Source organism: Jiella endophytica, assembly GCF_004519335.1.
Classification (GTDB): domain Bacteria; phylum Pseudomonadota; class Alphaproteobacteria; order Rhizobiales; family Rhizobiaceae; genus Jiella; species Jiella endophytica.
In genome coordinates this window covers 406,222-428,957 of sequence record NZ_SOZD01000002.1, presented here as the reverse complement: position 1 = coordinate 428,957, position 22,736 = coordinate 406,222, and the positions used below count along the sequence as shown (strand labels likewise).

Annotated in this window: 21 protein-coding genes; 8 read left to right on the top strand and 13 right to left on the bottom strand. The window is 66.6% G+C overall.

Features of this window, described 5'->3' with window-relative positions:
* Nucleotides 1–170: 170 nt before the first annotated feature.
* Nucleotides 171–662: a helix-turn-helix domain-containing protein gene (locus tag E3C22_RS07065; RefSeq protein WP_134761305.1), complete on the top strand. Its 492-nt coding sequence runs from the start codon at nucleotides 171–173 to the stop codon at nucleotides 660–662.
* On the top strand, nucleotides 659–1,138 hold the full coding sequence (locus E3C22_RS07060; RefSeq protein WP_134761304.1) for a DUF6456 domain-containing protein: 480 nt from the start codon (nucleotides 659–661) through the stop codon (nucleotides 1,136–1,138). Before E3C22_RS07065 ends, E3C22_RS07060 begins: the two co-directional genes overlap by 4 nt.
* Before the next feature lie 44 nt (nucleotides 1,139–1,182).
* Here E3C22_RS07060 and E3C22_RS07055 read toward each other — a convergent pair whose 3' ends face one another.
* Both E3C22_RS07055 and E3C22_RS07050 read right to left on the bottom strand, forming a co-directional pair.
* Nucleotides 1,183–1,605, bottom strand: coding sequence for a SufE family protein (locus E3C22_RS07055; RefSeq protein WP_134761303.1), 423 nt, complete (start codon nucleotides 1,603–1,605; stop codon nucleotides 1,183–1,185).
* Between the two features lie 88 nt (nucleotides 1,606–1,693).
* On the bottom strand, nucleotides 1,694–2,296 hold the full coding sequence (locus E3C22_RS07050) for a DUF5330 domain-containing protein (protein WP_134761302.1): 603 nt from the start codon (nucleotides 2,294–2,296) through the stop codon (nucleotides 1,694–1,696).
* 485 nt (nucleotides 2,297–2,781) lie between these two features.
* On the opposite strand from E3C22_RS07050, the gene E3C22_RS07045 reads away from it, so the two are divergent.
* From E3C22_RS07045 to E3C22_RS07035, 3 genes are all read left to right on the top strand, one after another.
* Complete coding sequence (locus E3C22_RS07045) at nucleotides 2,782–4,584, top strand: PAS domain-containing sensor histidine kinase (RefSeq protein ID WP_167591677.1); 1,803 nt, start codon at nucleotides 2,782–2,784, stop codon at nucleotides 4,582–4,584.
* A complete protein-coding gene (locus E3C22_RS07040) occupies nucleotides 4,526–5,239 on the top strand; it encodes a peptidoglycan-binding domain-containing protein (RefSeq protein WP_134761300.1) in 714 nt (237 codons plus the stop codon). The genes E3C22_RS07045 and E3C22_RS07040 overlap by 59 nt, the downstream gene beginning before the upstream one ends.
* Before the next feature lie 115 nt (nucleotides 5,240–5,354).
* On the top strand, nucleotides 5,355–5,687 hold the full coding sequence (locus E3C22_RS07035) for a DUF1491 family protein (RefSeq protein ID WP_134761299.1): 333 nt from the start codon (nucleotides 5,355–5,357) through the stop codon (nucleotides 5,685–5,687).
* Nucleotides 5,688–5,720: 33 nt separating this feature from the next.
* Here the strand turns inward: E3C22_RS07035 and E3C22_RS07030 are convergent, their stop codons facing one another.
* Both E3C22_RS07030 and E3C22_RS07025 read right to left on the bottom strand, forming a co-directional pair.
* Complete coding sequence (locus E3C22_RS07030; RefSeq protein ID WP_134761298.1) at nucleotides 5,721–8,900, bottom strand: EAL domain-containing protein; 3,180 nt, start codon at nucleotides 8,898–8,900, stop codon at nucleotides 5,721–5,723.
* 142 nt (nucleotides 8,901–9,042) lie between these two features.
* The gene (locus tag E3C22_RS07025; protein WP_134761297.1) at nucleotides 9,043–9,921 is read right to left on the bottom strand and encodes a homocysteine S-methyltransferase family protein; all 879 of its coding nucleotides are present in this window, start codon (nucleotides 9,919–9,921) and stop codon (nucleotides 9,043–9,045) included.
* Nucleotides 9,922–10,237: 316 nt separating this feature from the next.
* Here E3C22_RS07025 and E3C22_RS07020 point away from each other — a divergent pair, with 316 nt between their 5' ends.
* Nucleotides 10,238–10,471, top strand: coding sequence for a hypothetical protein (locus E3C22_RS07020; protein ID WP_134761296.1), 234 nt, complete (start codon nucleotides 10,238–10,240; stop codon nucleotides 10,469–10,471).
* 91 nt (nucleotides 10,472–10,562) lie between these two features.
* Here E3C22_RS07020 and E3C22_RS07015 read toward each other — a convergent pair whose 3' ends face one another.
* The 3 genes from E3C22_RS07015 to E3C22_RS07005 all read right to left on the bottom strand — a co-directional run bounded on the left by E3C22_RS07015 (nucleotide 10,563) and on the right by E3C22_RS07005 (nucleotide 13,827).
* On the bottom strand, nucleotides 10,563–11,615 hold the full coding sequence (locus tag E3C22_RS07015; protein WP_134761295.1) for a quaternary amine ABC transporter ATP-binding protein: 1,053 nt from the start codon (nucleotides 11,613–11,615) through the stop codon (nucleotides 10,563–10,565).
* A complete protein-coding gene (locus E3C22_RS07010; protein WP_134761840.1) occupies nucleotides 11,608–12,444 on the bottom strand; it encodes an ABC transporter permease in 837 nt (278 codons plus the stop codon). The genes E3C22_RS07015 and E3C22_RS07010 overlap by 8 nt, the downstream gene beginning before the upstream one ends.
* Before the next feature lie 384 nt (nucleotides 12,445–12,828).
* On the bottom strand, nucleotides 12,829–13,827 hold the full coding sequence (locus E3C22_RS07005) for an ABC transporter substrate-binding protein (RefSeq protein ID WP_134761294.1): 999 nt from the start codon (nucleotides 13,825–13,827) through the stop codon (nucleotides 12,829–12,831).
* Nucleotides 13,828–14,346: 519 nt separating this feature from the next.
* Here E3C22_RS07005 and E3C22_RS07000 point away from each other — a divergent pair.
* Nucleotides 14,347–14,757, top strand: coding sequence for a hypothetical protein (locus E3C22_RS07000; protein ID WP_134761293.1), 411 nt, complete (start codon nucleotides 14,347–14,349; stop codon nucleotides 14,755–14,757).
* Nucleotides 14,758–15,112: 355 nt separating this feature from the next.
* Here the strand turns inward: E3C22_RS07000 and E3C22_RS06995 are convergent, their stop codons facing one another.
* The 6 genes from E3C22_RS06995 to E3C22_RS06970 form a co-directional block, all read right to left on the bottom strand.
* On the bottom strand, nucleotides 15,113–16,273 hold the full coding sequence (locus E3C22_RS06995) for a Gfo/Idh/MocA family protein (protein WP_134761292.1): 1,161 nt from the start codon (nucleotides 16,271–16,273) through the stop codon (nucleotides 15,113–15,115).
* Nucleotides 16,274–16,363: 90 nt separating this feature from the next.
* Entirely contained in the window at nucleotides 16,364–17,125 is a 762-nt protein-coding gene (locus E3C22_RS06990; protein WP_134761291.1) for a sugar phosphate isomerase/epimerase family protein, read from the bottom strand.
* Nucleotides 17,126–17,151: 26 nt separating this feature from the next.
* The gene (locus tag E3C22_RS06985; protein ID WP_134761290.1) at nucleotides 17,152–18,333 is read right to left on the bottom strand and encodes an ABC transporter ATP-binding protein; all 1,182 of its coding nucleotides are present in this window, start codon (nucleotides 18,331–18,333) and stop codon (nucleotides 17,152–17,154) included.
* The gene (locus E3C22_RS06980) at nucleotides 18,330–19,316 is read right to left on the bottom strand and encodes a carbohydrate ABC transporter permease (RefSeq protein ID WP_134761289.1); all 987 of its coding nucleotides are present in this window, start codon (nucleotides 19,314–19,316) and stop codon (nucleotides 18,330–18,332) included. Before E3C22_RS06980 ends, E3C22_RS06985 begins: the two co-directional genes overlap by 4 nt.
* A complete protein-coding gene (locus E3C22_RS06975; protein ID WP_134761288.1) occupies nucleotides 19,313–20,206 on the bottom strand; it encodes a carbohydrate ABC transporter permease in 894 nt (297 codons plus the stop codon). The genes E3C22_RS06980 and E3C22_RS06975 overlap by 4 nt, the downstream gene beginning before the upstream one ends.
* A 103-nt stretch (nucleotides 20,207–20,309) precedes the next feature.
* The gene (locus E3C22_RS06970) at nucleotides 20,310–21,554 is read right to left on the bottom strand and encodes an ABC transporter substrate-binding protein (protein WP_134761287.1); all 1,245 of its coding nucleotides are present in this window, start codon (nucleotides 21,552–21,554) and stop codon (nucleotides 20,310–20,312) included.
* 127 nt (nucleotides 21,555–21,681) lie between these two features.
* On the opposite strand from E3C22_RS06970, the gene E3C22_RS06965 reads away from it, so the two are divergent.
* The gene (locus E3C22_RS06965; protein ID WP_134761286.1) at nucleotides 21,682–22,728 is read left to right on the top strand and encodes a LacI family DNA-binding transcriptional regulator; all 1,047 of its coding nucleotides are present in this window, start codon (nucleotides 21,682–21,684) and stop codon (nucleotides 22,726–22,728) included.
* Nucleotides 22,729–22,736: the final 8 nt, after the last annotated feature.

Below are 22,736 nucleotides of genomic sequence, written 5' to 3'. Positions count from 1 at the left end.
ATCTTCCTTGTCCGGGGTCGCGAAGACAGGCCGCGCGAAGCACCGTAATACGGGCCAGAAAGCCGGAACATGCGGATTACTCGCGCCAAGAAATTGTAGGAAGATATTCACATATCGAGCAGCCTTGCTTATAAGATCCTGAAACCGCAGACAGAGGGGAGAGGGATCCCATGACCCTGGCAATGCCGCGATCGGATCGGCGGACAACCCTGGAGAGCAACAGCCGCTCTTCGATGCCCTCTGGTGGGCACCCCGCGCCGCTTGCCCGCCCTGCCTCGGCGGGTGATCTGCCGCGCACCGATCCGCGACAGCGCGTCGCAACCGAGGCCTGCCGGCTCGCCCAGGAGATCGCCAGTCTCGGCTTCGACGTTCCCGTCTCGGAGATCCGCCGTCCCAGCCGGGCGGAGACCCGCGCCTGCGACGCGCGCCACGTCGCCATGTATCTCGCCCACACGATCTTCCAGATCTCGTTGACCAAGATGGCGCTTGCCTTCGGCCGCGAACGCACGAGCGTCGCCCATGCCGTCCGGCGGGTGGAGGACAGGCGCGACGATGCCGCCTTCGACCGGCGGCTGCAGCGGCTCGAAGAGCTTGCCGCGGCTGCCTGCCGGGTCGCCGACAGCCGGCTTGGTCCGCAGATCGCCGAGGAGGGCGGGCAATGAGCGCACGGCCGGGCTTCGACGAGGAAGAGACGCCGCTGACGCGCCTTGCGACCCGCCGCAGCAAGGGCGGCGAGCCGTTTCTCTCGGCCGCCGAGGCGATGGCCGGCGAGCGCATCCGCGCCGACTTCACCCGCGGCCGCATGACGCCGTCGATCGGCCAGCGGTGGGACGCCATGCCAAGGGCGCCGCGCCACGGTGGCTCCAACGACCTTTCCGACAATGCGATCGATGCGAGGCAGCGCGTCGACGAGGCCTGCAAGGCGGTGGGTCCGGAACTTTCCGGCCTCATCCTCGATGTCTGCTGCTTCCTGAAGGGGCTCGAAACCGTCGAGCGGGAACGACAGTGGCCGGTGCGCTCGGCCAAGCTGCTTCTGAAGACCGGCCTCGCCATGCTGGCGCGGCACTACGGCTTCGATCGCGAGAGCCATGGCCGGGAAGGGCGGATCCGCCGCTGGCGGGCGCCGAAGGAAGCGTGATCCGGTCGGCTGGAAGAATGCGAGACGCTCGGGCCGTGATGAGATCAGGCGGCGGCCGCAGCCTCGCGGGCGTCGTTCTTGATCCGCGCCACCATCGAGCGCAGGCCGTTGGACCGCTGCGGAGTCAGGTGCTCCTGCAGCCCCAGCCTCGAAAACAGCGCTTCGGCGTCGGTCGCCTCGATCTCCTGCGGCGTATGGCCGGAAAACAGGGCAAGAGCGATGGCGACGAGACCCTTGACGATATGCGCGTCGGAATTGCCGCGGAAGGAAAGATGCGGCGGGCTTTCTCCGTCGCTCTCGCTGACCAGCCAGACCTGGCTGACGCAGCCGCGCACCTTGGTCTCCTCGGTCATCTCTTCCGGCGGCAGGTCGGGCAGCGCCCGGCCGAGTTCGATCACGTAGCGATAGCGGTCTTCCCAGTCGTCGAGAAGCTCGAAATCCGCGGTGATCTCATCGATCGTCTGCATGGCCGCTCCGGATAGGTTCGTCCGCATTCGCCAGCGTCTCGAAGGCGCCGGCAGCTCACCCGGCATATAGGCGAGGCGGTGGCGGCTGTCAGCCGCGGGGCGCCGGAACCGGTACGGGCACGCTCGCGGCCACCTGCCGGGCGGCTGTCCGCACCGGCGGAAGCGGGCGGCTCTCGGCGGTCGGAAGGGCGTTGCCCTTCGGCATTGCCTGCGCCGGCTGGCGAGCCGAAGCGCCGGCAGTGGTGGCCACGGTGGCCCGATCCGCCGGGATCGCGACCTTCTGGACAGCGGGGATACGGGCACTCGGGATCGCCGCGGTGGTGATCCGGTCCGGCCGCGGCTGGGCGGTGCGGACATCGGTCCTTGCGGCGAGGCGCGGGGCGGGCGCGGCCGGCGCGGCGGTGGCCGCCGTGCCCTCGTGGCGCTTGGCGATGGCGCCGTCGACGAAATCATAGGCGATCGCCAGCCCGTCGCCGACCCGCTCGCCGGCAAACCGGGCGACGTCGCTGCCCGCCGCACAGGCCGACGGCGCCCTGTCGCAGATCCCCGACAGGTCCGACACGGCGGCCTGGGCGCCGTAGAGCAGCGCGAAGAGATTGATCTCGGGTTCGCCGTCGCGGTCCCTGCCGCCCGGCACGATCATGGCGATCAGGCCCAGAAAGAAGGCCATCTTGATGAAGAAGCGAATCATCGCTCGGGTTTCCCTGTCCTGTCGGGCCATGATCCGGGACGTCTCGTCATCTTGTGTCCGCTGCCAGATGGCGAGCGGTCGATGATCTTCGTGTCAGGTCCCGGTCACGGCTTCTATTGCCCCACCATGCCAGAGGGAGCGGAAGAGGACGTTGAAACTCAGATGAAAATTTTAGCGAAATCCAATCGATTCGCGGCAGCCGCTGGGCGAATGCTCCTCTTTGGGCCGATCTTCGCGACGGTTGCTATTCGTTAACCATGTTCGCAAGCGCCGATCCTATGAAAGCGGTAGTTTTCTGGGGATGGCATGCCTCGCTCCAGCTTGCGGGCGGGTCGGTTTATGGCTTCCTTAATGCGGCCCCGGCATGATCCGGACAGTCGGTTCGAGAGCCTGCAAGGGGCAGGGTCCGGATCCGGCGCGCCAGATGATCTGCCAGGGTGAGACCAAGAATGAGGCAAGCGTCGAAGCGTCCAGAGGACACCGGTTTGCGTGTCCCCCAGGCCGCCGCCCGCTTCCTGAACATGCGGCTCGACGAATTCGTCGCTCCTTCGGTCACCGGAGGCGGCGAGCGCCGCTTTCAGGCTTTTCTGCTGCGTATTCTCCTGGCCTGCGCCCTCGGCGCGGCCCTGTCCTTTCCGTTGTTCCTCCTTGTCGGCGGTAACGCCTCGGTCACCGCCCTGCCGCTGATCCTGGCGGCCGTGGCGCTCGCCTCCGTCGCCTGGCTGTCGATCGCCGGGCGGCCGGACGCGGTGCTGTGGCTCTGGGGAACGATCATCGCAGCCGGGCTGACGATCGGCTCGCTGCAGATGACTGGGCTGACCCAGATCACCCTCTGCGCTCTTGCCATCCTGCCGCTGGAAGCAGCGGTTGCCGGGCGCTTCCGGCTCGCCGGCGGCCTTGCCGTCGTCTCGCTTGCCTGCGGCTCGCTGCTTGCGGCCATCCCGGCGGAAGCCTCCGGGATCACCGGCAGCGATCTCGCGCTCTGCCTCGTCGCGTTGTTCTACGGCCTGCGGCTCACTGTGCGCCGGAAGGCCGGCGCCCGCGCCAGCAGCCTGACGAGCGATACCGCCCGAACCGAGCGGCAGGCCCGCCGCCGCGCCGCCGAGGAATTCGGCACGCTGATCTTCGAGATCGCCCAGAGCGGCCGGATCGACCACGCCTCGTCGCGGGCGGCCCAGGAAATTGCAGGCGAGACCGGCCGGCTCGCCGGCCGCCTGTTCGGCGAGATCTGCCATGTCGCCGACCGGCTCGCGGTGATGCAGGCGATTGACGTCGCCCGATCCGGCGCCGCTCCGGCGACCTTCGAGGCGCGGCTGAGGGGGCCCGACGGCCGGTTCCGGCATTTCGACCTGACGATGCGCCATCTCGGCCGGCCGCAGGACGGCGACCACCACGACCGCGACGTCCTCGTTGTTGCCGAGCCGGTGGCGGCGCAGCCCGCAAGCGAAGGCGAGGTTGCGACGAAACTCGCGGCGGCACAGGAGGCCTCTGCGGCCAAGAGCATGTTCCTGGCGACGGTGAGCCACGAGCTGCGCACGCCGCTGAACGCCATCATCGGCTTCTCGGACGTCCTCGATCAGGAATATTTCGGCGGCTTCGAGAACGACAAGCAGAAGGAATATGTCGGGCTTATCCGCCAGTCCGGCCAGCATCTCCTGTCGATCGTCAACACGCTGCTCGACGTCTCGAAGATCGAGGCCGGCCGCTACGAGCTCGACCCCGAGACCTTCGATCTCTCCGTCCTGATGGGCGAGATCGGCGAGCTGATGCGCGAGGAAGCCCGCCGCAAGGGGCTGCGCATCGACGTGCGGGCGGCAGACGGGCTCGAACTCGTCGCCGATCGCCGCGCCTGCCACCAGATGCTGCTCAACCTCGTCGCCAATGCCGTGAAGTTCACCGAGACCGGCGCCGTGACCCTGGAAGGCCGTCTTCGCGACGGCTTCTACGAACTCCTCGTCAGCGACACCGGCATCGGCATCGCCGAGGCGGACCTTGCCCGTCTCGGCATGCCCTTCGTCCAGCTTTCGTCCGGCCTGTCGCGGCGCTACGATGGCACCGGCCTCGGCCTGTCGCTGGTCAAGGGCCTCGCCGAACTCCATGGCGGCGCCATGGCCGTCGAGAGCCAGCCGGGAATCGGCACCATGGTGACCATCCGCCTGCCGGTCGCCGGCCCCACCATCGCTTGCCTTCCGTCCGACACCACCCCAGAAAACATCGTCGCGTTGAAAGATGCCCGCAGCAAAACGAACCACCAAGCGCAAGACCGCGAGAAGAGACGCTCCGCCTGAGGGCGTTCTCGATGCGGTGGCGGCGCTTTCGGCGCAGGGCGCGCGGCGCTTCCTGCGGCTCGTCGCGCGTCATCCGGCGCTGTCGACGGGGATCGCCGCTTTCGGCGTGATCTTCACCAGCGTGTCGGTCAATGCGCTCTACGAGCAGCATGGCCGTCATCCGAACCCGATGCTGGTGACCCGCGAGGTCTCGGCCGGGACGAGCGCGGCCCGGCCGGTCAGGCAGGCTTCGCTGACACCGTCGGAGAGGGTCGAGGAGGCCTCGGCGCGCCCCGCCGATGAGGCCGCCCCGCCGGCGGCGGCCGGCACTGCCAGGATCCCCGCGCCGGCGCCGCGGCCGCTGGAGCGGCCAGACCCGGAACAGACCGCCTCGATCGCGACGGGCGGCCGGGTGGTCGCCGTTCCGGATGACACGACCGACGTTCCCGAAAACGGCGGCGAGCGCTTCGCCTCGCTCAGCCAGAGCGATCGGGTGAAGAAGATCCAGGCGGCGCTTGCCTCGGCGCAGGTCGCCGAGCTCAGCGTCGACGGCATTCTCGGCGAAAAGACCCGGGCGGCGATCAGGACCTTCGAAGCGCTCGAGGGGATGGACGTCACCGGCGATCCGAACGAGCAGGTCCTCGAGCGGCTTGCCGAGATCGGCCTCGTCCAGTAGAGCGCCGCGGGTCCGCAGGGACGCACAAAGGACGCTCTGACGTTTTGAACCGACGCATCGTGCTCTCCAAAAAATCGATTCCGATTTTCGGGCCGATGCTGTAGCCACGGCTTTCGTGCGGATCACCAGCGAACTCTTCGTGGCGCAGCTCGTGCGCCGGCTCTTCGGCGCCGGCGAGTTTGCCGCCGTCATGCGGCGCGGCGCCGAGGCGGCGGGCGCGATCTTCGTCGTGGCAAGATCTCGCGATGGCGCCATGCGGCTGTTCGGCCCGGCGGTGCAGAGCCTTTCGAACGAGAGCGGTTCGCGCCGCTTCATGCAGGAGGCGGCGAGCGACGAGGCGGGGCTCGAGGCGCGGTTCGAAAAAGAGGCCCGCTTCGACCCGGACTTCTGGGTGGTCGAGATCGAGACCGACGAGCCGGAGACCTTCATCGAGGTGGTCGAGGACTGACGGCGGCTGAGGTGGCCCTGGCTGAGTGGGCCTTCAGGCGCTGCGGGCGGACCGGCTGTTGCCACCGAAATCGCGCAGGATCTCGCTCAGCTGGCCGTCGATCGCCTGCGGCACGTCGCCGGCGGGGAGGGGCTGCGAGAACAGGAAGCCCTGGACCTCGTCGCAGTTTCGGCTGGAGAGGATCGTCAGCTGTTCGATGGTCTCGACGCCCTCGGCGACGATCGTCAGCTTCAGCGCCCGGCCGAGATTCATCACCGCGTCGGCGATCGCCAGCGAACTGTTGTCGTTGGCAAGATTCATGATGAAGCTGCGGTCGATCTTGATGGTGTCGAATGGGAAGGCGCGCAGATAGCTGAGCGAGGAATAGCCGGTGCCGAAATCGTCGAGGGCAAGGCGGATGCCGCGGCGCTTCAGCGCCTTGAGAATGGCGAGCGCCCTGTCGCGATCCTCGACGAGGATGCTTTCGGTCAGCTCGATCTCGAAACGCTCGGGCGGAAACTCCGCTTCCTCCAGCATGGCGAGGACGTTCTCGACGAAGTTGCGGCTTCTGAGCTGATGGCCGCTGACATTGACGCTGATCGCGGCGCCGCCGAGCTTGGAGAGGCTCTGGCGGCAGGCCTCACGGATCACCCAGTTGCCGATTTCGTCGATCTTGCCCGACTGTTCGGCGATAGGGATGAAGAGGCCGGGGCGGATCATGCCGCGCTCCGGGTGGTTCCAGCGCACCAGCGCCTCGTAGCTGACGATGCCGCCGCTGCGCATGCCGACCCGCGGCTGGAAGGCGAGGCTGAGCTCGTTGCGCTCGACCGCCCGGGCAAGGTCTGCATCGAGTTCGCGGCGTGTCTTCAGATCAGTGTCCATGCCGGCTTCGAAACCGGCGAAGGTGTTCCGGCCGTTGCGCTTGGCATGGTAGAGCGCGACGTCGGCGCGCGAGATCAACGCCTCCTGCTCGACCGCGTCGTCCGGCGCGAGAGCGAAGCCGACGCTGGCGCCGGGGCGGATCCGGATGCCGTTGCCGATGTCGACCGGCTCGCAGATCGTTCGGACGATCCGGAAGGCGAGGTCGGCGACCTGATTGCGGAAGGCGAGGTCGGCGAGAATGATGGCGAACTCGTCGCCGCCGAGCCGGGCGACGATGCCCTGCGGCCCGACCGCCTGGCGCAGCCTCTCGGCGGTCTTGCGCAGCACCGCGTCGCCGGCCGGATGGCCGTAGAGGTCGTTGATATCCTTGAAATGATCGAGGTCGACGCTGATCAGGGCAGCGCTGCGGCGGGTCTCGCAGGCCCGGGCGATGACGGCGTCGAGGCGGCTGGCGAAAAGCGCCCGGTTGGGGAGCTGGGTCAGCGCGTCGTGATGGGCGGTGAAGCGCAGCTTCTCCTCGGCGGCCCGCCGCTCGCTGACGTCGGCAAAGGCCATCACCCGCGCCGAGACGCCGCGCAGGACGATCGCCCGGGATCTCGCCTCCACGGGGATCAGCGCGCCGTCGCTGCGCTTCAGCGAGAGTTCGAAGGCCTGGGTGATTTCGGAATCCATCAGTGCGGCGAGGACGCACTCGCTGTCGCGGTCGACGAGATCGACGATCGGCGCGCCCGCCAGGGCCTCGGCGGACAGGCCGATCAGCCTTGCAAAGGCGGCGTTCATGTCGAAGACGCGGCCGTCGACGATGACCGCCAGCCCTTCGAAGGAGGCATCGCCGATCGCCGCGAGGCGTTCGGCCTCCTCGGTGGTGCGGCGCAGGGCTTCGCTGTCGCGGCGCGCCATTTCCGAATTCTCGATCTCGTCGAGGAAGGCGTTGAACAGCCGGGTGACCCGCTCGGTCTCGTCGCCGGTCTCGACCGGCAGGCGGTGGCTGAGGTCGATGCGCCCGGAAATATAGGCGGTGAGCGCCGTCTCGAGACTGCCGGTGCCGAGTACCGCGCCGTGTTCGGCCTGGTTGAGGCCACGTTCCTCGTCGGCGGGGCTGACGCGGATCGGCTCGATGAGGTCGGCGAGCTTGAAGAACAGGAAGGCGATCGGGAAGGTCCAGAGGAAGTTGACCCCCGCGCCCGCCGCCTGGATGCCGAGCTGGGTCAGGCGGTCGCCACTGGCGAAGGCCTCGCTCGGCGCGAGGAGCGCCAGGCCAAGGGTGCCGGCAATGCCGGAAAAGCCGTGGCAGCCGATGGCGCCGACGGCATCGTCGATGCCGCAACGGGTGACGAGGTCGTTGCCGACGATGGCGATCAGGCCGCCGACGAGTCCGATGGTCATGGCGCCGAGGCCGTCCAGGACGTGGCAGCCGGCGGTGACGGCGACGAGGCCGCCGATGAGGCCGCAGATCGGCATTTCCGGGCGGGTGAGGCCGTCGTCCTTCCACAGGCCGTAGAGATAGCCGATGGTGCCGCCGCAGCCTGCGGCAAGCACCGTGTTGGAGATGATCCCGGCGATTGCCGGCGAGGCCTCGATGGTCGAGCCGCCGTTGAAGCCGATCCAGCCGACGAAGATGATCATCGCGCCGGCAGTCGCCAGCACGGCGCTGTGGCCCTGAATGCGTTGCGGCGTGCCGTCCGGCGCGAACCGGCCGATGCGCGGGCCGAGCACGATGCAGGCGGCAAGCGAGATCCAGGCGCCGGTGGAATGGACCACCGTCGAGCCGGCGAAGTCGATGAAGCCGAGATTGGCGAGGAAGGCGGAGTCGCTGTGCTGCAGCGCGTTGCCCCAGGCCCAGTGGGTGAAGATCGGGTAGATGAAGGCGGCGATGAGGATCGACACCATGCCATAGACGGCGAGCCTCAGGCGCTCGGCCGCGGCGCCGGAGACGATCGTCGCCGCGGTGCCGCAGAACATCACCTGGAAGGCGAAGAAGGCATGTTCGCCCGGCGTCAGGCTGTTCAGAAAGGCAAAGCGCGACTCGTGGCCGAAGCCGAAGCCGCTGTCGCCGCCAAAGGCGAACATGAAGCCCACGGCGGCGAAACCGACGATCGACAGGAGCAGGTCGAGAAGGTTCTTCTGGGCGACGTTGATCGAGTTCTTCGAGCGCACCATCCCGGCTTCGAGGAGCAGGAAGCCGATCTGCATGAGAAGCACCAGCCCGGCCGAGATCAGCACCCAGACGTAGACGTCGTCGCTGGGAGCCGCGATCGGGGTCTCGGTGGCCGTGGCGAATGCCGGCGTGATGCCGGAGACGGCGAAGCCGAGAGCCAGAAACAGGACGCGCGATGGTTCAATATGCCGCATTGACTTGACCGTGCCGGATGATGCGCGTCGATGAAACTCGGATTTCTGTTAAGTTAGACTGAAGGTATGCGCGTTATTGACGCAAAGATCGCGTTTTTATCGCGTTGCACACAATTTCTCGCTGTCGGCGTTGTGACGCAGGTCACTTGCGCTCGTCGAACGCCTTGCGCATGGCGGCGAGATGGTCCGGCGTCGCGCCGCAGCAGGCGCCGATGAGACTGGCACCCGCATCAAAGGCTTGCCCGGCATAGGCCGCCATCTCGGCAGGACCGAGTGGATGGCGCGCCCGTCCATCGACGACTTGCGGCAGCCCGCAGTTCGCCTTGATGGCGAGGCCGATGTCCTGCCCGCGCGGCATGGCAGCCGCAGCGGCGAGGCTCGTCCGCGGTCCCTCGCAGCAATTGGCGCCGATCGCCAGAGGCGGGGAGGCGAGCCCCTCGAAGGCCGAGGCGAATTCGGCAGGGGTCATGCCGGCCGGAGAGAGCCCGCCGGCACCGAAGCTCGCGGTCGCGACATAGGAAAGGCCGGTTCCGATGGCGGCCCTGGCCACTGCGCGCGCCTCGCTGGCGGTCGCCATCGTCTCCAGCCAGACGAGATCGACGTCGCCGGCCTTCAGCCCAGCCATCTGCTCGGCGAAGACCTCGGTCGCTTCGTCCTCGGACAAACTGGGGCTTTGCCAGGTCGGGCCGACGGAGCCAGCGACGAGCACCGGATGGGGAGCCTCGTTTGCCACCGCCCGGGCGAGTTCGCCCGCACGGCGGTTGAGCGCGAAGCATCGTGCCTCGGCGCCCCAAAGCGAAAGGCGCGGCCGGTTGGCGCCGAAGCTGCAGCTCAGGATGAGATCGCAGCCCGCGTGGACGAATCCCTGGTGCAGTGCCGTGATCGCGTCCGGCCGCTCCTCGAGCCAGCTTTCCGGGGCCTGCGAGACTGGCAGGCCTGCGGCGAAGAGGTTGGTTCCCATGGCGCCGTCGGCAAGCAGCGGGCGCTTACCGCAAAGCCGGTCGAGTGACGAGCGGCTCATCGGACGCCGTCCAAGGACCTGTCGCAGGGCCGGGACCAGGCCGTCGCAGCGCCTGCGAAAGCGCCGCCCCGGCCAGTCTCGCGCCAGCCACGGATGGTCAACTGCAGGCGACGGTCCCGGGCGGCAGGCAAAGCCTCCGCCGGCAGTCGCTGCGATCCGGCCGCGAGGCCGCAGAGCTGCGTCCTGCCGTGCCGGCCGGAGCCGGAGGCATTCGAATCAGTCAGAAAATCCGCTCTGTCGGCTTGTTTGCGCATGACCTTCCCGGAACCTCGCCGCTTGGCCGTCCGGATCATGCCAGAGGATAGGACCCGGTCCCATGTATGAGCGCTCGGTCAAGCGACTGGAAGACCCGGAACTCATCGGCGCCCTCGTCGGCGCGCTGCTGAAGGCCGGCTACGGCCGTGAGACGATCGAGACCGCGCTGATCCGCCAGGCGCCGATCGATCTCGACATTCTCGCCGACTGCTACTCCAGGCTGACGGCTGCCAGCGCCGCGATGCACGACGAGAGCGGCAGCGTCGTCAAGGCTGCGGTGCGCCGCGCCGCCTGACCGCTTTCGAGCGGCGCGACGCTTTTTTTGATTCTTTCGCCGCGGCGCCACCGCCGTCCGGCGGCGCCGCTTCGACCCGAGCTTATGCCGTCTACTCGATGGCGTCCTTCAGCACCGGCGTCGCCATGCCAGCCATCACCGAGCGCATGGTCAGGGTGCCGATCGGCTCGCCCGAGCCGTTCACCACATGGGCCTGGTCGCGGTCCTGTTCGGTCATCCGCCGCGCGACCTCCTCGAGCACCGTGCCTTTTTCAACGCGGATGCTGTTTTCCGCCGGCGGTCCGGGCGGCGGCGGCGTGTCCATGATCGTCTCGGCCTGGATCACCCGGCCACGATTGACCTCCCGCACGAAGGACGAGATGTACTCGTCGGCCGGGTCGAGGACGATCTCCTGCGCCGTGCCCTGCTGGACGATCTCGCCGTCGCGCAGGATGGCGATCTTGTCGCCGAGGCGCAGCGCCTCGTCGAGGTCGTGGGTGATGAAGACGATCGTCTTGGCAAGTTCCTTCTGGAGGTCGAGAAGCACGCTCTGCATGTCCGTGCGGATCAGCGGATCGAGGGCCGAGAAGGCCTCGTCCATAAGAAGGATGTCCGCATCCGTCGCCAGCGCTCTTGCGAGGCCGACGCGCTGCTGCATGCCGCCCGAGAGCTGGGCAGGATAGTTGTCCTCGTAGCCCGCGAGGCCGACGCGCTCGATCCAGCGCATCGCCCCCGTCTTCTGCTCGGCCTTCGACTTGCCCATCACGTGCAGGCCATAGGCGACGTTGTCGATCACCGTCTTGTGCGGCAGCAGGGCAAAGCGCTGGAAGACCATCGAGATCTTGTGCCGGCGAAACTCCCTGAGCGCCTTTTCGGACATCTGCAGGACGTCCTCGCCATGGACGATGACCTCGCCGGCCGACGGCTCGATCAGCCGGTTCAGATGGCGGATCAGCGTCGACTTGCCGGAGCCGGACAGTCCCATCACCACCTGGATGGAGGCCTCCGGCATGTCGATGTTGATGTCCCTGAGGCCGAGAACGTGGCTGTGGTCGGCGAGGAGCTCGCTCTTGCTGACGCCCTCCTTGACCTTCTCGACCATCTCCCGGTCGCGTCGGCCGAAGATCTTGTAGAGATTGCGGACCTTGATTGCCGGCTCAGCCATGAGACGCCTCCCGGTGGCGCTGCAGCCGCTTGCCGTAGGCCTGGCTGGTGCGGTCGAAGATGATCGCGATCGCGACGATGGCGAGGCCGTTCAGCACCCCTTGCGTGAAGTACTGGTTGGTGATCGCCTGCAGCACCGGCTGGCCGAGACCCCTGACGCCGATCAGCGAGGCGACGACGACCATGGCGAGCGCCATCATGATCGTCTGGTTGATGCCGGCCATGATGGTCGGCAGCGACAAGGGCAGCTGCACCTCGACGAGCTTTTGCCAGCCCGATGAGCCGAAGGCGTTGGCAGCCTCGAGCACTTCCTTGTCCACCAGCCTGATGCCGAGATTGGTCAGCCGGATGATCGGCGGCATAGCGTAGATCACCACGACGAGGAGGCCGGGAATGAGGCCGATGCCGAGCAGCATGACGATTGGGATGAGATAGACGAAGGAGGGCATCGTCTGCATCACGTCGAGGATCGGGTTGATCGCCGCCTGCAGCTTGTTGGAGCGCGACATGGCGATGCCGATCGGCATCCCGATGACGATCGACAGAAGCGTGCAGACGGTGATGATCGACAGGGTCCGCATCGTGTCTTCCCACATGCCGAAGACGCCGATCAGGATGAGCGCGATGAATGTGCCGATGGTGATCTTCACCGAGCGGCTGGCGAACCAGACGATCGCCACGACGACGGCGAGGACGATCCACCACGGCGTCTGGATGAGCAGGTTCTCGAACCAGAGCAGGAAGTCGAGCAGCGGGCGGAAGAAGTTCTCGATCGCATCGCCCCAGGCCCGCGAGAAGGCGCGATATTCCTGGTCGATCGTTCGCGACATGTGCCGCAGGTCGCGGCCGGCGAGTTGGGGAAATTCGACCAGCCAGTCGGGCAGGCCATTGAACAACGAGGCCAAAGGTCAGGTATCCTTGTTCTGGCGGAGCTTGTTGCTCCGTTTCTTGTGCTTTTCGTGAGCAGCGAAGCCGCCGGTCCGTCACCTGCAGCGCGGGGCCCCCCGGCGCATGGGCCGGACGGGCGCGCGCAGGAACCGAAATCCGCGGTTCGCATGCCAAAAGGCCCCGGGCGGCGGCAGCCGTCCGGGGCCTCTTCAGGTCATGGCGTCCTGCCGCAAATCCCCCGGCGAGCCCCACGCTGCGGGGGCATCGGTGCTGCCTGCCTCGCCGGGCGAGCGGCCGCGTTCCGGGGCGATTGAAGCGCTCTCAAGTCAGAGCGCTTCCTTGATCTTCTCGGCCGCCTCGGGCGTCACCCACTTCGACCAGATGTCCTCGTTGTTCTCGAGGAAATGATAGGCGGTGTCCTCGCCGGTCGCCTGGTTGTCTTCCTTCCAGGCAAGCAGCTTGTTGACGGTGTCGTTGGCCCAGGCGCGCTTGGTCAGATAGTCCTTCACGCCGTTCGACATCTTCTCGATCTTCGGCGTGACGATGGTGAACACCTCGGACTTCGTCCAGGCGTTCTTCTTCGGATCGGCGCAGTCGGCGACGGTCGTGCATTTCTGCCACTCGGCGTCGTCATGCGGCACGCCGAAGTCGAGCTTCTTCATCGGGTATTTACCGAGGATCGCCGTCGGCGCCCAGTAGTAGCCGAACCACGGCTCCTTCTTCTCGTAGGCATTGGCGATCGAGCCGTCGAGGCCGGCGGCCGAGCCGGTGTCGACGAGGACGAAGCCCTTGTCACCCGCCTTGAAGGCCTTGAAGAGGTTCGCCGAGGTGATCTGGCAGCCCCAGCCGGCCGGGCAGTTGTAGAAGGCGCCCTTGGACGGGTCTTCCTTGGAGGGGAAGAGTTCCGGATGGCTGAAGGCGTCTTCGACCGTTTTGATCTCCGGATGCTCGTCGGCCATGTATTGCGGGATCCAGAAGCCTTCCTCGCCGCCGTCGGACAGCACTTCCGAGCCGTAGGAGACCTTGCCCTCGTCGACCGCCTTGTCGATCTGCTCGCGGAACTGGTTGACCCACATTTCCGGCGCGACGTCGGGCTCTTCCTTTTCCGTCATCGAGGCGAAGGTCGGCATCGTGTCGCCCGGAACGAGGCTCGCGGTGCAACCATAGCCTTCCTCGAGAACGATCTTGTCGATCGCGGCCATGACCTCGGCAGAAGCCCAGTTCATGTTCGAGATCGTCACGTTGCAGCTGTCCTGCGCCTGAGCCTGCGAAGAAATCCCAAGCAGCGCAGCCGCAAAGATGGACGATGCGAGAAGCTTATTCATAGTATCTCCCTGTTCGACGGGGGCAACAAGTATTGATGGCGAAGTAGCGAAACGACCACGCCATCGCCGACACGCCACCCGAAGCGTAGATCACTCTCAGCTTGGGGGCGTCACGGCGTCATGAGTGTGCCGAGGCGAAGCTAGACTTTGTCGGCCACAATGCCAACAGGTTAATTCATCTTTTCGCCGGAATTGCCGGATTGGCACTCGGGCTGCGCTGATTTGCCTCTTTTCTTGGCGCAACGTTCCGGAGCTGGGAAGCTGTGAAAATTCAACGCGTTCGGGGCTGCGGTCAGTGCCTCTGACGCATGGTCGAGATTGAAGATCGTCGCGCCCGGGTCTATATTGCACTGCACAAAGAGGATGAGTGGCGGAGATCCGCCATGGGAAGTCTGGCGCGGGGCAGGGCTTCGCGCTGCGGCCGAGTTGAAGCGTCCGAGGCCCGTGGGGCGCCTCGGACGCTTGGCTGGGACGCCGGCTCCATCCGTGACAACCGCGCCATGCGATGGAGACGATGCGATGTTTTATGAGAGAACCGGCGAGACACTGTCGGAGACCCGGCCGGCGCGGGAGTCGGACGTATCGCGATCGGCGAGCCTCGATGCGCTGATGACGATCTTCCACGAAGTGCCGCTGGTCCTTTCCCTGCGCATTCCGAAGCTGATGGATGAAACGACGATCTTCTCGCCGTTCGACCGGGACGAGACGAGGCGCGCGATCACCGAAAAGCCGGGGGCCTTCGTCGAGGGAATCGCCGCGGCCCACATGGCGGCCTTTGCCGCCTGCCTGACGCTGCAGGCCGAAACGCTCAGCGGTCCGCTGACGCCCTGGCGGCTTTTCGAGGCGATGGACACCATCGTAGCCGCAAGCCTCGCGCCCAGCGTCGAGCGTCTGCAGGCCAATGACGACCGGCTCTCCTCCGACGGTTGAACACATGCTTCAAAGCCTTTCCCGGCCGACCTCACGGGGCGTTGCAGAAAATTTGACGGAAAATCGAAGCGTCCCGGCCCGAGTAAAGGGAACGGTAACCGCAATTGGCTAGAACTGTTTTCGACACCGGATGTCGCCGGCTTCGAAGATGGTTCCGCGTATCGAAGCGCTACATCCGGTGTTTCCCATTTCCTGTTTCTGTATAATCGCCCATTGATCTGCTCGATCGCAGGATCAGGCAAAGATTGAATCTTCACCGGTCGAGAAATATCCGCGCGATGTACTTGCACGGGATCGACGAGGTGGTCGACCGCGCGGCTCTCGTCGGGGCAGCGGTCGTTGATGCCGCCCAGCTTCAGCGTGCATCCGCCGGCGCACCGCCCCCCTCGACCAGTCCCGCTGCCTCGGCCTCGCTCAAGGGCTCCGGCCGCTCGCAGCCCTGTTCGATGGTCACGCAGCGGCGGCTTTCCGCCGCCTCGATGATCCCGGCAATGACGGCAAGGACGTGCAGAGCGACGTCGCCATTTGCCCGGTGCGGCCGTCCGGCCCCGATCGCCGTCGCCATTTCGGCGAGGCCGAGGCCGCGATAATTGGCAAATCTCTGGTCTCCCCGCGGCCAGTTCGCCTTGCCGAAGGTGCGGCCCGAGGTCGGTGTCACGTCCCAGTCTTCCTGACCGCGGGCGATCTCGACGCTGCCGCCGAACCAGTTCGGATCGGGAACCCGCATCGAGCCCTCGGTGCCGTGGATCTCGATCGGCCGCAATCCGTGCCGCCAGACGTCCCAGCTGGCAAAGAAGCTGATTTCGGCACCGCTTTCGAAGGAGAGAAGCGCCTGCACGGAGGTCAGCACCTCGACGGCGATCTCCTGTCCCCTGATCTGCGAATGTGGTGTCGTCACCAGGCGCTTCTCGAAGGCCTTCATGCCCGTCGCCTGGACGCGCGCGACCGGCCCGAGCAGATTGACCAGCGCCGAAAGATAATAGGGCCCCATGTCGAAGACCGGGCCGCCGCCGGGCTTGAAGAAGAACGTCGGATCAGGGTGCCAGTGCTCCATGCCGTGGGAGAGGACGGCGGCGGTGCCGAGTACCGGGCGGCCGATGGCGCCTTCATCGATCATCTGCCTCGCGGCACGCACGGAGGCGCCGAGGACGGTATCGGGGGCGGCGCCGACCCGCAGGCCGCGGGCCTTAGCCGCCTCGACGATGGCGATGCCGTCTTGCAGCGTCGCGGCGAGGGGCTTTTCCGTATAAACGTGCTTGCCGCTTTCGAGGGCCGCCAGCGAGACCTCGGCATGGGCGGCGGGAATCGTGAGATTGAGGACGATGTCGATGTCGTCGCGGGCCAGAAGTTCGCCGACGCTCATCGCCGCGACGCCGTATCGCTCCGCCTGCCGCGCGGCGGCTTCCGGCTTCATGTCGGCGCAGGCGACGACGCCGATGGCAGGAAAGCGCGGCGCATTGATCAGATAGATGTCGGAAATGTTGCCGCAGCCGACGATGCCGATGCGAAGGGTCATGACGGGCCTCTTTCGGGCGATAGTGGCACGGTCCGCGCCAAGCTTCGGGCGGGCCTTGTTGTATGCGGTGGGGATGGCTCTCGTCCGGCCTCAGCTGGCGGCGGCGAGGTCGCGCATCCTGTCGGCACTGACCCTGGCGAAGCGGGCGAAGTCCGACGGGTTGTCGTGCTCGGCGATCATCAGGCTCGCGCCGCCCGCGACCGCCAGCGACCAGAGCCTCTGCCAGTCGACGATGCCGGTGCCGACGTCGGCCCAGCCGTCCTCGTCGAGCTTCTCGCCCTTCGGCGCGATGTCCTTGACGTGGACCGAGGCGAGCCGCCCGGCATACCGCTCGAGCCAGGCGGCAGGATCGGCGCCGGCGCGCACGATCCATGCGGCGTCGGCTTCCCAGAGGACGCCGTCCTTGAGGATGTGTTCGATCGGATAGCTGCCGTGGGCGAGCGGCTGGAATTCGAAGTCGTGATTATGCCAGGCGAGCCGCAAGCCCTCGTCGGCGCATTCGGCGGAAAGTTCGGCGAGGCGTTCGCCGAGATCGCGCCAGCCCGCATCGTCCTGCGGCCGCGCGTCGGGAAGGAGATAGGGGATCACCACGGTCTCGATGCCGAGGGCGCGGCAGATCTCGACCATCCGTTCGAAACTTTCCTCGGCGAGGGCAAGGTCGAAATGGCCGCTTCTCGCCGTCAGACCCGCCGCCTTGAGCGCCTTGGCGAAGTCCTCGACATGTTCGTAGTTCGGCCGAAACGTCTCGACATTGGTGTAGCCGGCATCGGCGAGTGTCTTCAGGACGTCGGTCTCGGGTGGGGCGTTGCGGGCGGAATAGAGCTGGAACGACAGCGGATCGGTGAGGGGCATCGGGTGGTGTCCTTGAACGAAAGGGGTCAGAGCCTGAGGTCGGTCTCGGCGTCGAACAGGCAGGCATTCGCCGGGTCGAAGCCGAACTCGATCGTCTGGCCGGGGCGGATCTCGGTCTCGCCGTCGGTGCGGATGGTGAGAGGATGGCCGGCAAGGCTCGTCCAGACGATCGTGTCGGCGCCCATCGCCTCGACGAGCTCGACCTTGCCTTTTATGGCGAAGTGACCGGCCGGCGCCTCGCCGAGGCCAACATGCTCCGGCCGGATGCCGAAGGTCACCTCGCGCCCTGCCTCGGGCTGCGCAAGAAAGCCATAGCGATCGAGCGGTACGTCGACGTCGCCGAGCTTGACGCACAGGCCGGTGCCGGTCTTTTCCAGCCGACCGGCAAAGAAGTTCATCGAGGGCGAGCCGATGAAGCCGGCGACGAAGCGGTTCACCGGCCGGCGATAGATTTCCTTCGGCGGGCCCAGCTGCTGGATGACGCCGCCGCGCATCACGGCGATCCGGTCGGCGAGGGTCATCGCCTCGATCTGGTCGTGGGTAACGTAGATCATCGTGTTGCCGAGCCGCTGATGCAGCTTCTTGATCTCGACCCGGAGCTCGTTGCGCAGTTTGGCGTCGAGATTGGACAGCGGCTCGTCGAAGAGGAAAACGTCGACGTTCCTGACCAGCGCCCGTCCGATGGCGACGCGCTGGCGCTGGCCGCCGGAGAGCTCGGCCGGCCGGCGCTTCAACAGGCCGTCGAGCTGCAGGAGATCGGCGACCCGCTTGACCCGGGCGTCGATTTCCGCCCGCGGCAGGCCGGCGATCCTCAGGCCGAAGGAGAGGTTTTTCTCGACGCTCATCCGCGGATAGAGCGCGTAGGACTGGAACACCATGCCGATGCCGCGATCCTTCGGCTCGGCCCAGGTGACGTTCCTGCCGTCGATCCAGATCTCGCCGTCGGCAATGTCGAGGAGGCCGGCGATGGCGTTCAAAAGGGTCGATTTGCCGCAACCGGACGGCCCGAGCAGGACGAGGAACTCGCCGGGGGCGATGTCGAGGTCGAGACCGGTGATCACCCTGTGGGCGCCGAAGGCGATGTCGAGCTCGCGCACCGAGACGGACGGCTCGGCCTGGGGCGAGACGGCAGGCGCCCCGTCGACCGGGCCGGCCGTCGTCGGCGGAGCGATGTCGCGTTTCCGGCTGGCGGCGGTGGTCTTGCTCATCCCTTGACGGCTCCCGCTGCAATGCCGCGGACGAACCAGCGGCCGGACACGAAATAGACGAGGAGCGGGACGGCGGCGGTGAGGATCGTCGCCGCCATGTTGAGATTGTATTCCCGCTCGCCATAGGTCGAGTTGACGACATTGTTGAGCTGCACCGTCATCGGCAGGTTTTCGCGGCCCGCAAACACCAGCCCGAGGATGAAGTCGTTCCAGATGTTGGTGATCTGCAGGATCGCAGCGACGATCAGGATCGGCGTCGACATCGGCAGCATGACGTTCCAGAAGATCCGGAAGAAGCCGCCGCCATCGACCCGCGCCGCGTTGAACAGCTCGACCGGCAACCCGGCATAGAAGTTGCGGAAGATCAGCGTCATGATCGGTAGGCCGAAGACGACGTGGACGATGATGATGCAGAGAAGCGTGTTGTAGAGGCCGACCATCGAGAAGGCCCGCACCATCGGATAGAGGAAGATCTGGTAGGGGAGGAAGGCGCCGAGGAGCAGGACGGCGAAGAGGATGTCGGCGCCCTTCACCCGCCAGAAGGAGAGGGCGTAGCCGAGCAGCGCACCGGCGGCGATGGAGAACACCGTGCTTGGCGCGGTGATGATCACCGAGTTCCAGAAGCCGACGCGGATCCCCTCGCAGTCGAGGCCGGTGCAAGCGCTCGACCACGCCTTCGCCCAGGCCGCAAGGTCGAGGCTCGCCGGCAGCGCGAAGATCGAGCCGGAGCGGATTTCGGGCATCGTCTTCAGCGAGGTCAGCACCATGACGACGGCCGGCAGCAGGAAGAACACGGCGGCGACCGCGACAAAACAGTAAAGCCCGATCCGGCCGGCGGTGAGTTGCCTCGGCCGGCGCCCGCGCTCGGCTGACTTCCCGCGCTGGCGCGCCGGCACGCTGTCGTTGCTGCCGGCCGTGCCGCGAAAGGCGAGGGCGGCGCTCTCCCGGTGCGGTCCCCTCGGCGAGGCGGTCCCGACGCTCATGTCGCCGCCCCTTTGCGGGCCTTGCGGAAATATTCGGCATAGATCCACGGCACCAGCACCGCCGCGACGGTGATCAGCATGACCGTCGCCGCCGCCGTCGCAAGGCCGATGTTCTGGCGGGTGAAGAGATTGTCCATGACGAATTTCGCCGGCAGTTCGGTGGCGATGCCCGGCCCGCCATTGGTCAGCGCCACCACCAGGTCATAGGCCTTGACGACGCTGATCGCGAGCAGCACCACGGCGGTGACGATCAGCGGCCTCAGCATCGGCACGATGACGAAGAGATAGACCCGCCAGGGCGGAATGCCGTCGATGCGCGAGGCCTTCCAGATCTCGTCGTCGACGCCGCGCAGCCCGGCCAGCATCAGCGCCATGACGAGGCCCGAGGCCTGCCACAGCCCGGCGAGGACGAGGGCGTAGAGCGCCATGTCCCGGTCGACGGACCAGTCGAAGGAAAAGCCCGTCCAGCCCCAGCCGCGCACCGCCTTCTGGATGCCGAGACCGGGATTCATCAGCCACTGCCAGATCAGGCCGGTGACGATGAAGGACATGGCGTAAGGATACAAGAAGATGGTGCGCAGCGTGTTCTCGAAGCGCACCCGCTGGTCGAGGACGACGGCGAGCAGGAAGCCGAGGACGAGCGCCCCGCCGATGAACAGGACGCCGAAGATGACGGCGTTCTGCATGGTGACGATCCAGCGCGTCGAGGAAAACAGCCGCTCATACTGGTAGAAGCCGACATAGGTGTTGACCGGCAAAAGCTTCGAGGCCGTGAAGGAGATCTGCACGGTCCACAGCATCGTTCCGACATAGGCGGCAAGAACCACCAGCCAGAACGGCACCAGCACCAGGGTCGCCGTGTTGAATGTCCTGCGGTGCGCGGCCGCCATCGGATCGTCTCCCAAGGGTCCGCCGTCTCCGCGCCATCGTCGGTGCGTCGAAGCCGGTGTTCCTGCCGGGGCCGGCAAGGCGCCGGCCCGTTGCAAGCAGCGCTCAGCCCTCGATTTCGAAGGCGTTGACGTAACCCTCGACCATGTCGTCGGTCGTTGCCGACGGGTTGTTCCAGAACTGGGTGATGACGTCGTCGAGGGAGCCGACCAGGCTCGCCGAGAGCAGGATATCGAAGACCGGAACCTGGCTGTCCTCGCTCTGCAGGAGCTTCAGCCCCTTTTTGGCGCAGACGTCGAACTGCGAGGTGTCGACGTCCTTGCGGATCGGCATCGAGCCCTTGGCAAGGTTGAAGGCGACCTGCGCGTCCTTGGAGATCATCGTCTCGACGAGCAGATCCTGCGCCTTCTTCTGGCTCGGATCGTCGATCTTCGGGAAGACGAAGACGTCGCCGCCGACCATCAGCATCGTGTCGTCGAGGCCGATGCTACAGCCATAGTCCTGATCGGGCTTCTGGCCGGCATTGGTGAATTCGCCCTTCACCCAGTCGCCCATCTCCTGGATGCCGGCCTTGTCGTTGAGGAGCAGCGCCGTCGTGTCGTTCCAGCTGCGGCCGGGGGAGCCCGGATCGACCATGTCGCGCAGCTTGCCGTAGGTCTCGACCACCTTGCGGAAGCCGTCGGAGCGCACCGCCTCTTCGTCCTTGTCCTGATAGATTTTCAGATAGAGCTCCCTGCCGCCCTGCTGCAGCAGGATGGCGTTGAACAGCGAGCGCTCCTGCCAGGGCTGGCCGCCGAGGGCGAGGGGGATGTAGCCGGCCTCCTTGATCTTCGTCAGGGCCGGGATCATCTCCTCCCAGGTCTTCGGCAGTTCGGCGACGCCGGACTTCTCGAGAACGTCCCTGGAATAGAAGATCCAGTTCTGGCCATGCACGTTGATCGGCAGAGCATACATCTCGCCGTCGCGGCTGGCGGCTGCGACCAGCGAGGCCGGCATCGCCTTCTTCCAGCCGCCGGCGTCGGCGAGGTCGTCGATCGGACGGATCAACCCCTGGGTGACGAGGTCGTCGAACTGGCGGCCGGTGTTGAACTGGGCTGCCGTCGGCGGCTTGCCGCCGACCATGCGGTTGATCGTCGCCGCGCGGGAATTCTCGCCGCCCGCCGTCGCCGTATCGACCCACTCGCCGCCGGCCTTGTCGAAGGCGTCGGCGAAGGTCTTGATCGCGGCGGACTCGCCACCTGACGTCCACCAGTGCATCACTTCGGCCCGCGGCTTCTCCTCGGCGGCTGCCGGTAGCGCGGCGAGTGACAGCGCCGCCCCCGCCAGAATCGATCGAACGACTGACGTCATGTCTGTTTTCCTCCCAGACTTCGGACCTTATGGTCTCTGCGATTACAGCTTCTGTAATCGATTACATCAATGGTAAGACGAAAGATCACCGAATACAAGCAGGATGATTCGGTGAGGGACGAGAGCGTTGCGAAAGACAATGAATGGCGGGCGGCGGGCCCCGAAGATCGGCGACGTGGCGAGGGCGGCCGGCGTCTCGGTGGCAACCGTCAGCCGGGCGCTGTCGGCGCCGGACAAGCTGAAGAGCGAGACCCGCGAGAAGGTGATGGCGGCGGTCGCCGAGCTCGGCTACACGCCGAATTCCGTGGCCCGCCAGCTGCGGGTCGGAAGCTCGCGGCTGGTGCTGGTGATCGTTCCCCGGCGCACCAATCCGCCATTCTTCTCCGAGGTGCTGCACGGCATCGACGTGACGCTGGCCGAGGCCGGCTACGTTCTGATCACCGGCTATATGGAGGGGCGCGAGCACGATCTCCGGCTGATCGAGCTTGCCGCCTCGGGCCATGTCGCCGGGCTTCTGACGATTTCCGGCGAACTGCCGCGGGCACCGGGGCGCTCGATCCTCGACGCCGGCCTGCCGGCGGTGGCGGTCTGTGCCGATCCGAAGGTCGACGGCCTGCCGGCCGTGCTCCTCGACGACGAGCGGGCGGCGGCGATGCAGGTCGAGCATCTCCTTTCGCTGGGCCACCGGCGGCTGTTCTACGTCTCGGGGCCGGCCGGCAACTACAACGAGGTGACGCGCCATCGCGGCATCGTGCGGGCGATCGAAAAAGCCGGGCTTGGCCGCAACGCGCTGGTCGAGCATCGCGGCGACTACACCTTCGCTGGCGGCGTCGCGGGGGCGGATGCCTATCTCGCCCTTGCCGACCGGCCGACGGGCGTCGTCTGCGGCAATGATGAGAGCGCCATCGCCTTCGTCAAGACGGTGCGCGCGGCGGGGCTGCGGGTGCCGGAGGATCTCTCGCTGATCGGCTTCGACGGCATCGAGCTCGCCGATTTCTGCGAGCCGACGCTTTCGACCATCGCCCAGCCGCGCTTTGCCCTCGGCGCCACCGGCGCGCGGCTTCTCGTCGATCTCCTTGCCGGGGCGGACCGCGCCGACCTCCTGCCCAGGAGCGGGAAGATCCTGATGCAGGGCAGGTTGCTTGCCCGCGACAGCAGCCGCGCCGCCAACTAGCGCGCCGA

Excerpts from the sequence above, each read along its gene's own strand:
- E3C22_RS07065 (WP_134761305.1), top strand. The coding sequence starts at position 171 with ATGACCCTGGCAATGCCGCGATCGGATCGGCGGACAACCCTGGAGAGC.
- E3C22_RS07060 (WP_134761304.1), top strand. The coding sequence starts at position 659 with ATGAGCGCACGGCCGGGCTTCGACGAGGAAGAGACGCCGCTGACGCGC.
- E3C22_RS07055 (WP_134761303.1), bottom strand. The coding sequence starts at position 1,605 with ATGCAGACGATCGATGAGATCACCGCGGATTTCGAGCTTCTCGACGAC.
- E3C22_RS07050 (WP_134761302.1), bottom strand. The coding sequence starts at position 2,296 with ATGATTCGCTTCTTCATCAAGATGGCCTTCTTTCTGGGCCTGATCGCC.
- E3C22_RS07040 (WP_134761300.1), top strand. The coding sequence starts at position 4,526 with ATGCCCGCAGCAAAACGAACCACCAAGCGCAAGACCGCGAGAAGAGAC.
- E3C22_RS07030 (WP_134761298.1), bottom strand. The coding sequence starts at position 8,900 with ATGCGGCATATTGAACCATCGCGCGTCCTGTTTCTGGCTCTCGGCTTC.
- E3C22_RS07025 (WP_134761297.1), bottom strand. The coding sequence starts at position 9,921 with ATGAGCCGCTCGTCACTCGACCGGCTTTGCGGTAAGCGCCCGCTGCTT.
- E3C22_RS07020 (WP_134761296.1), top strand. The coding sequence starts at position 10,238 with ATGTATGAGCGCTCGGTCAAGCGACTGGAAGACCCGGAACTCATCGGC.
- E3C22_RS07015 (WP_134761295.1), bottom strand. The coding sequence starts at position 11,615 with ATGGCTGAGCCGGCAATCAAGGTCCGCAATCTCTACAAGATCTTCGGC.
- E3C22_RS07010 (WP_134761840.1), bottom strand. The coding sequence starts at position 12,444 with ATGTCGCGAACGATCGACCAGGAATATCGCGCCTTCTCGCGGGCCTGG.
- E3C22_RS07005 (WP_134761294.1), bottom strand. The coding sequence starts at position 13,827 with ATGAATAAGCTTCTCGCATCGTCCATCTTTGCGGCTGCGCTGCTTGGG.
- E3C22_RS07000 (WP_134761293.1), top strand. The coding sequence starts at position 14,347 with ATGTTTTATGAGAGAACCGGCGAGACACTGTCGGAGACCCGGCCGGCG.
- E3C22_RS06995 (WP_134761292.1), bottom strand. The coding sequence starts at position 16,273 with ATGACCCTTCGCATCGGCATCGTCGGCTGCGGCAACATTTCCGACATC.
- E3C22_RS06990 (WP_134761291.1), bottom strand. The coding sequence starts at position 17,125 with ATGCCCCTCACCGATCCGCTGTCGTTCCAGCTCTATTCCGCCCGCAAC.
- E3C22_RS06985 (WP_134761290.1), bottom strand. The coding sequence starts at position 18,333 with ATGAGCAAGACCACCGCCGCCAGCCGGAAACGCGACATCGCTCCGCCG.
- E3C22_RS06980 (WP_134761289.1), bottom strand. The coding sequence starts at position 19,316 with ATGAGCGTCGGGACCGCCTCGCCGAGGGGACCGCACCGGGAGAGCGCC.
- E3C22_RS06975 (WP_134761288.1), bottom strand. The coding sequence starts at position 20,206 with ATGGCGGCCGCGCACCGCAGGACATTCAACACGGCGACCCTGGTGCTG.
- E3C22_RS06970 (WP_134761287.1), bottom strand. The coding sequence starts at position 21,554 with ATGACGTCAGTCGTTCGATCGATTCTGGCGGGGGCGGCGCTGTCACTC.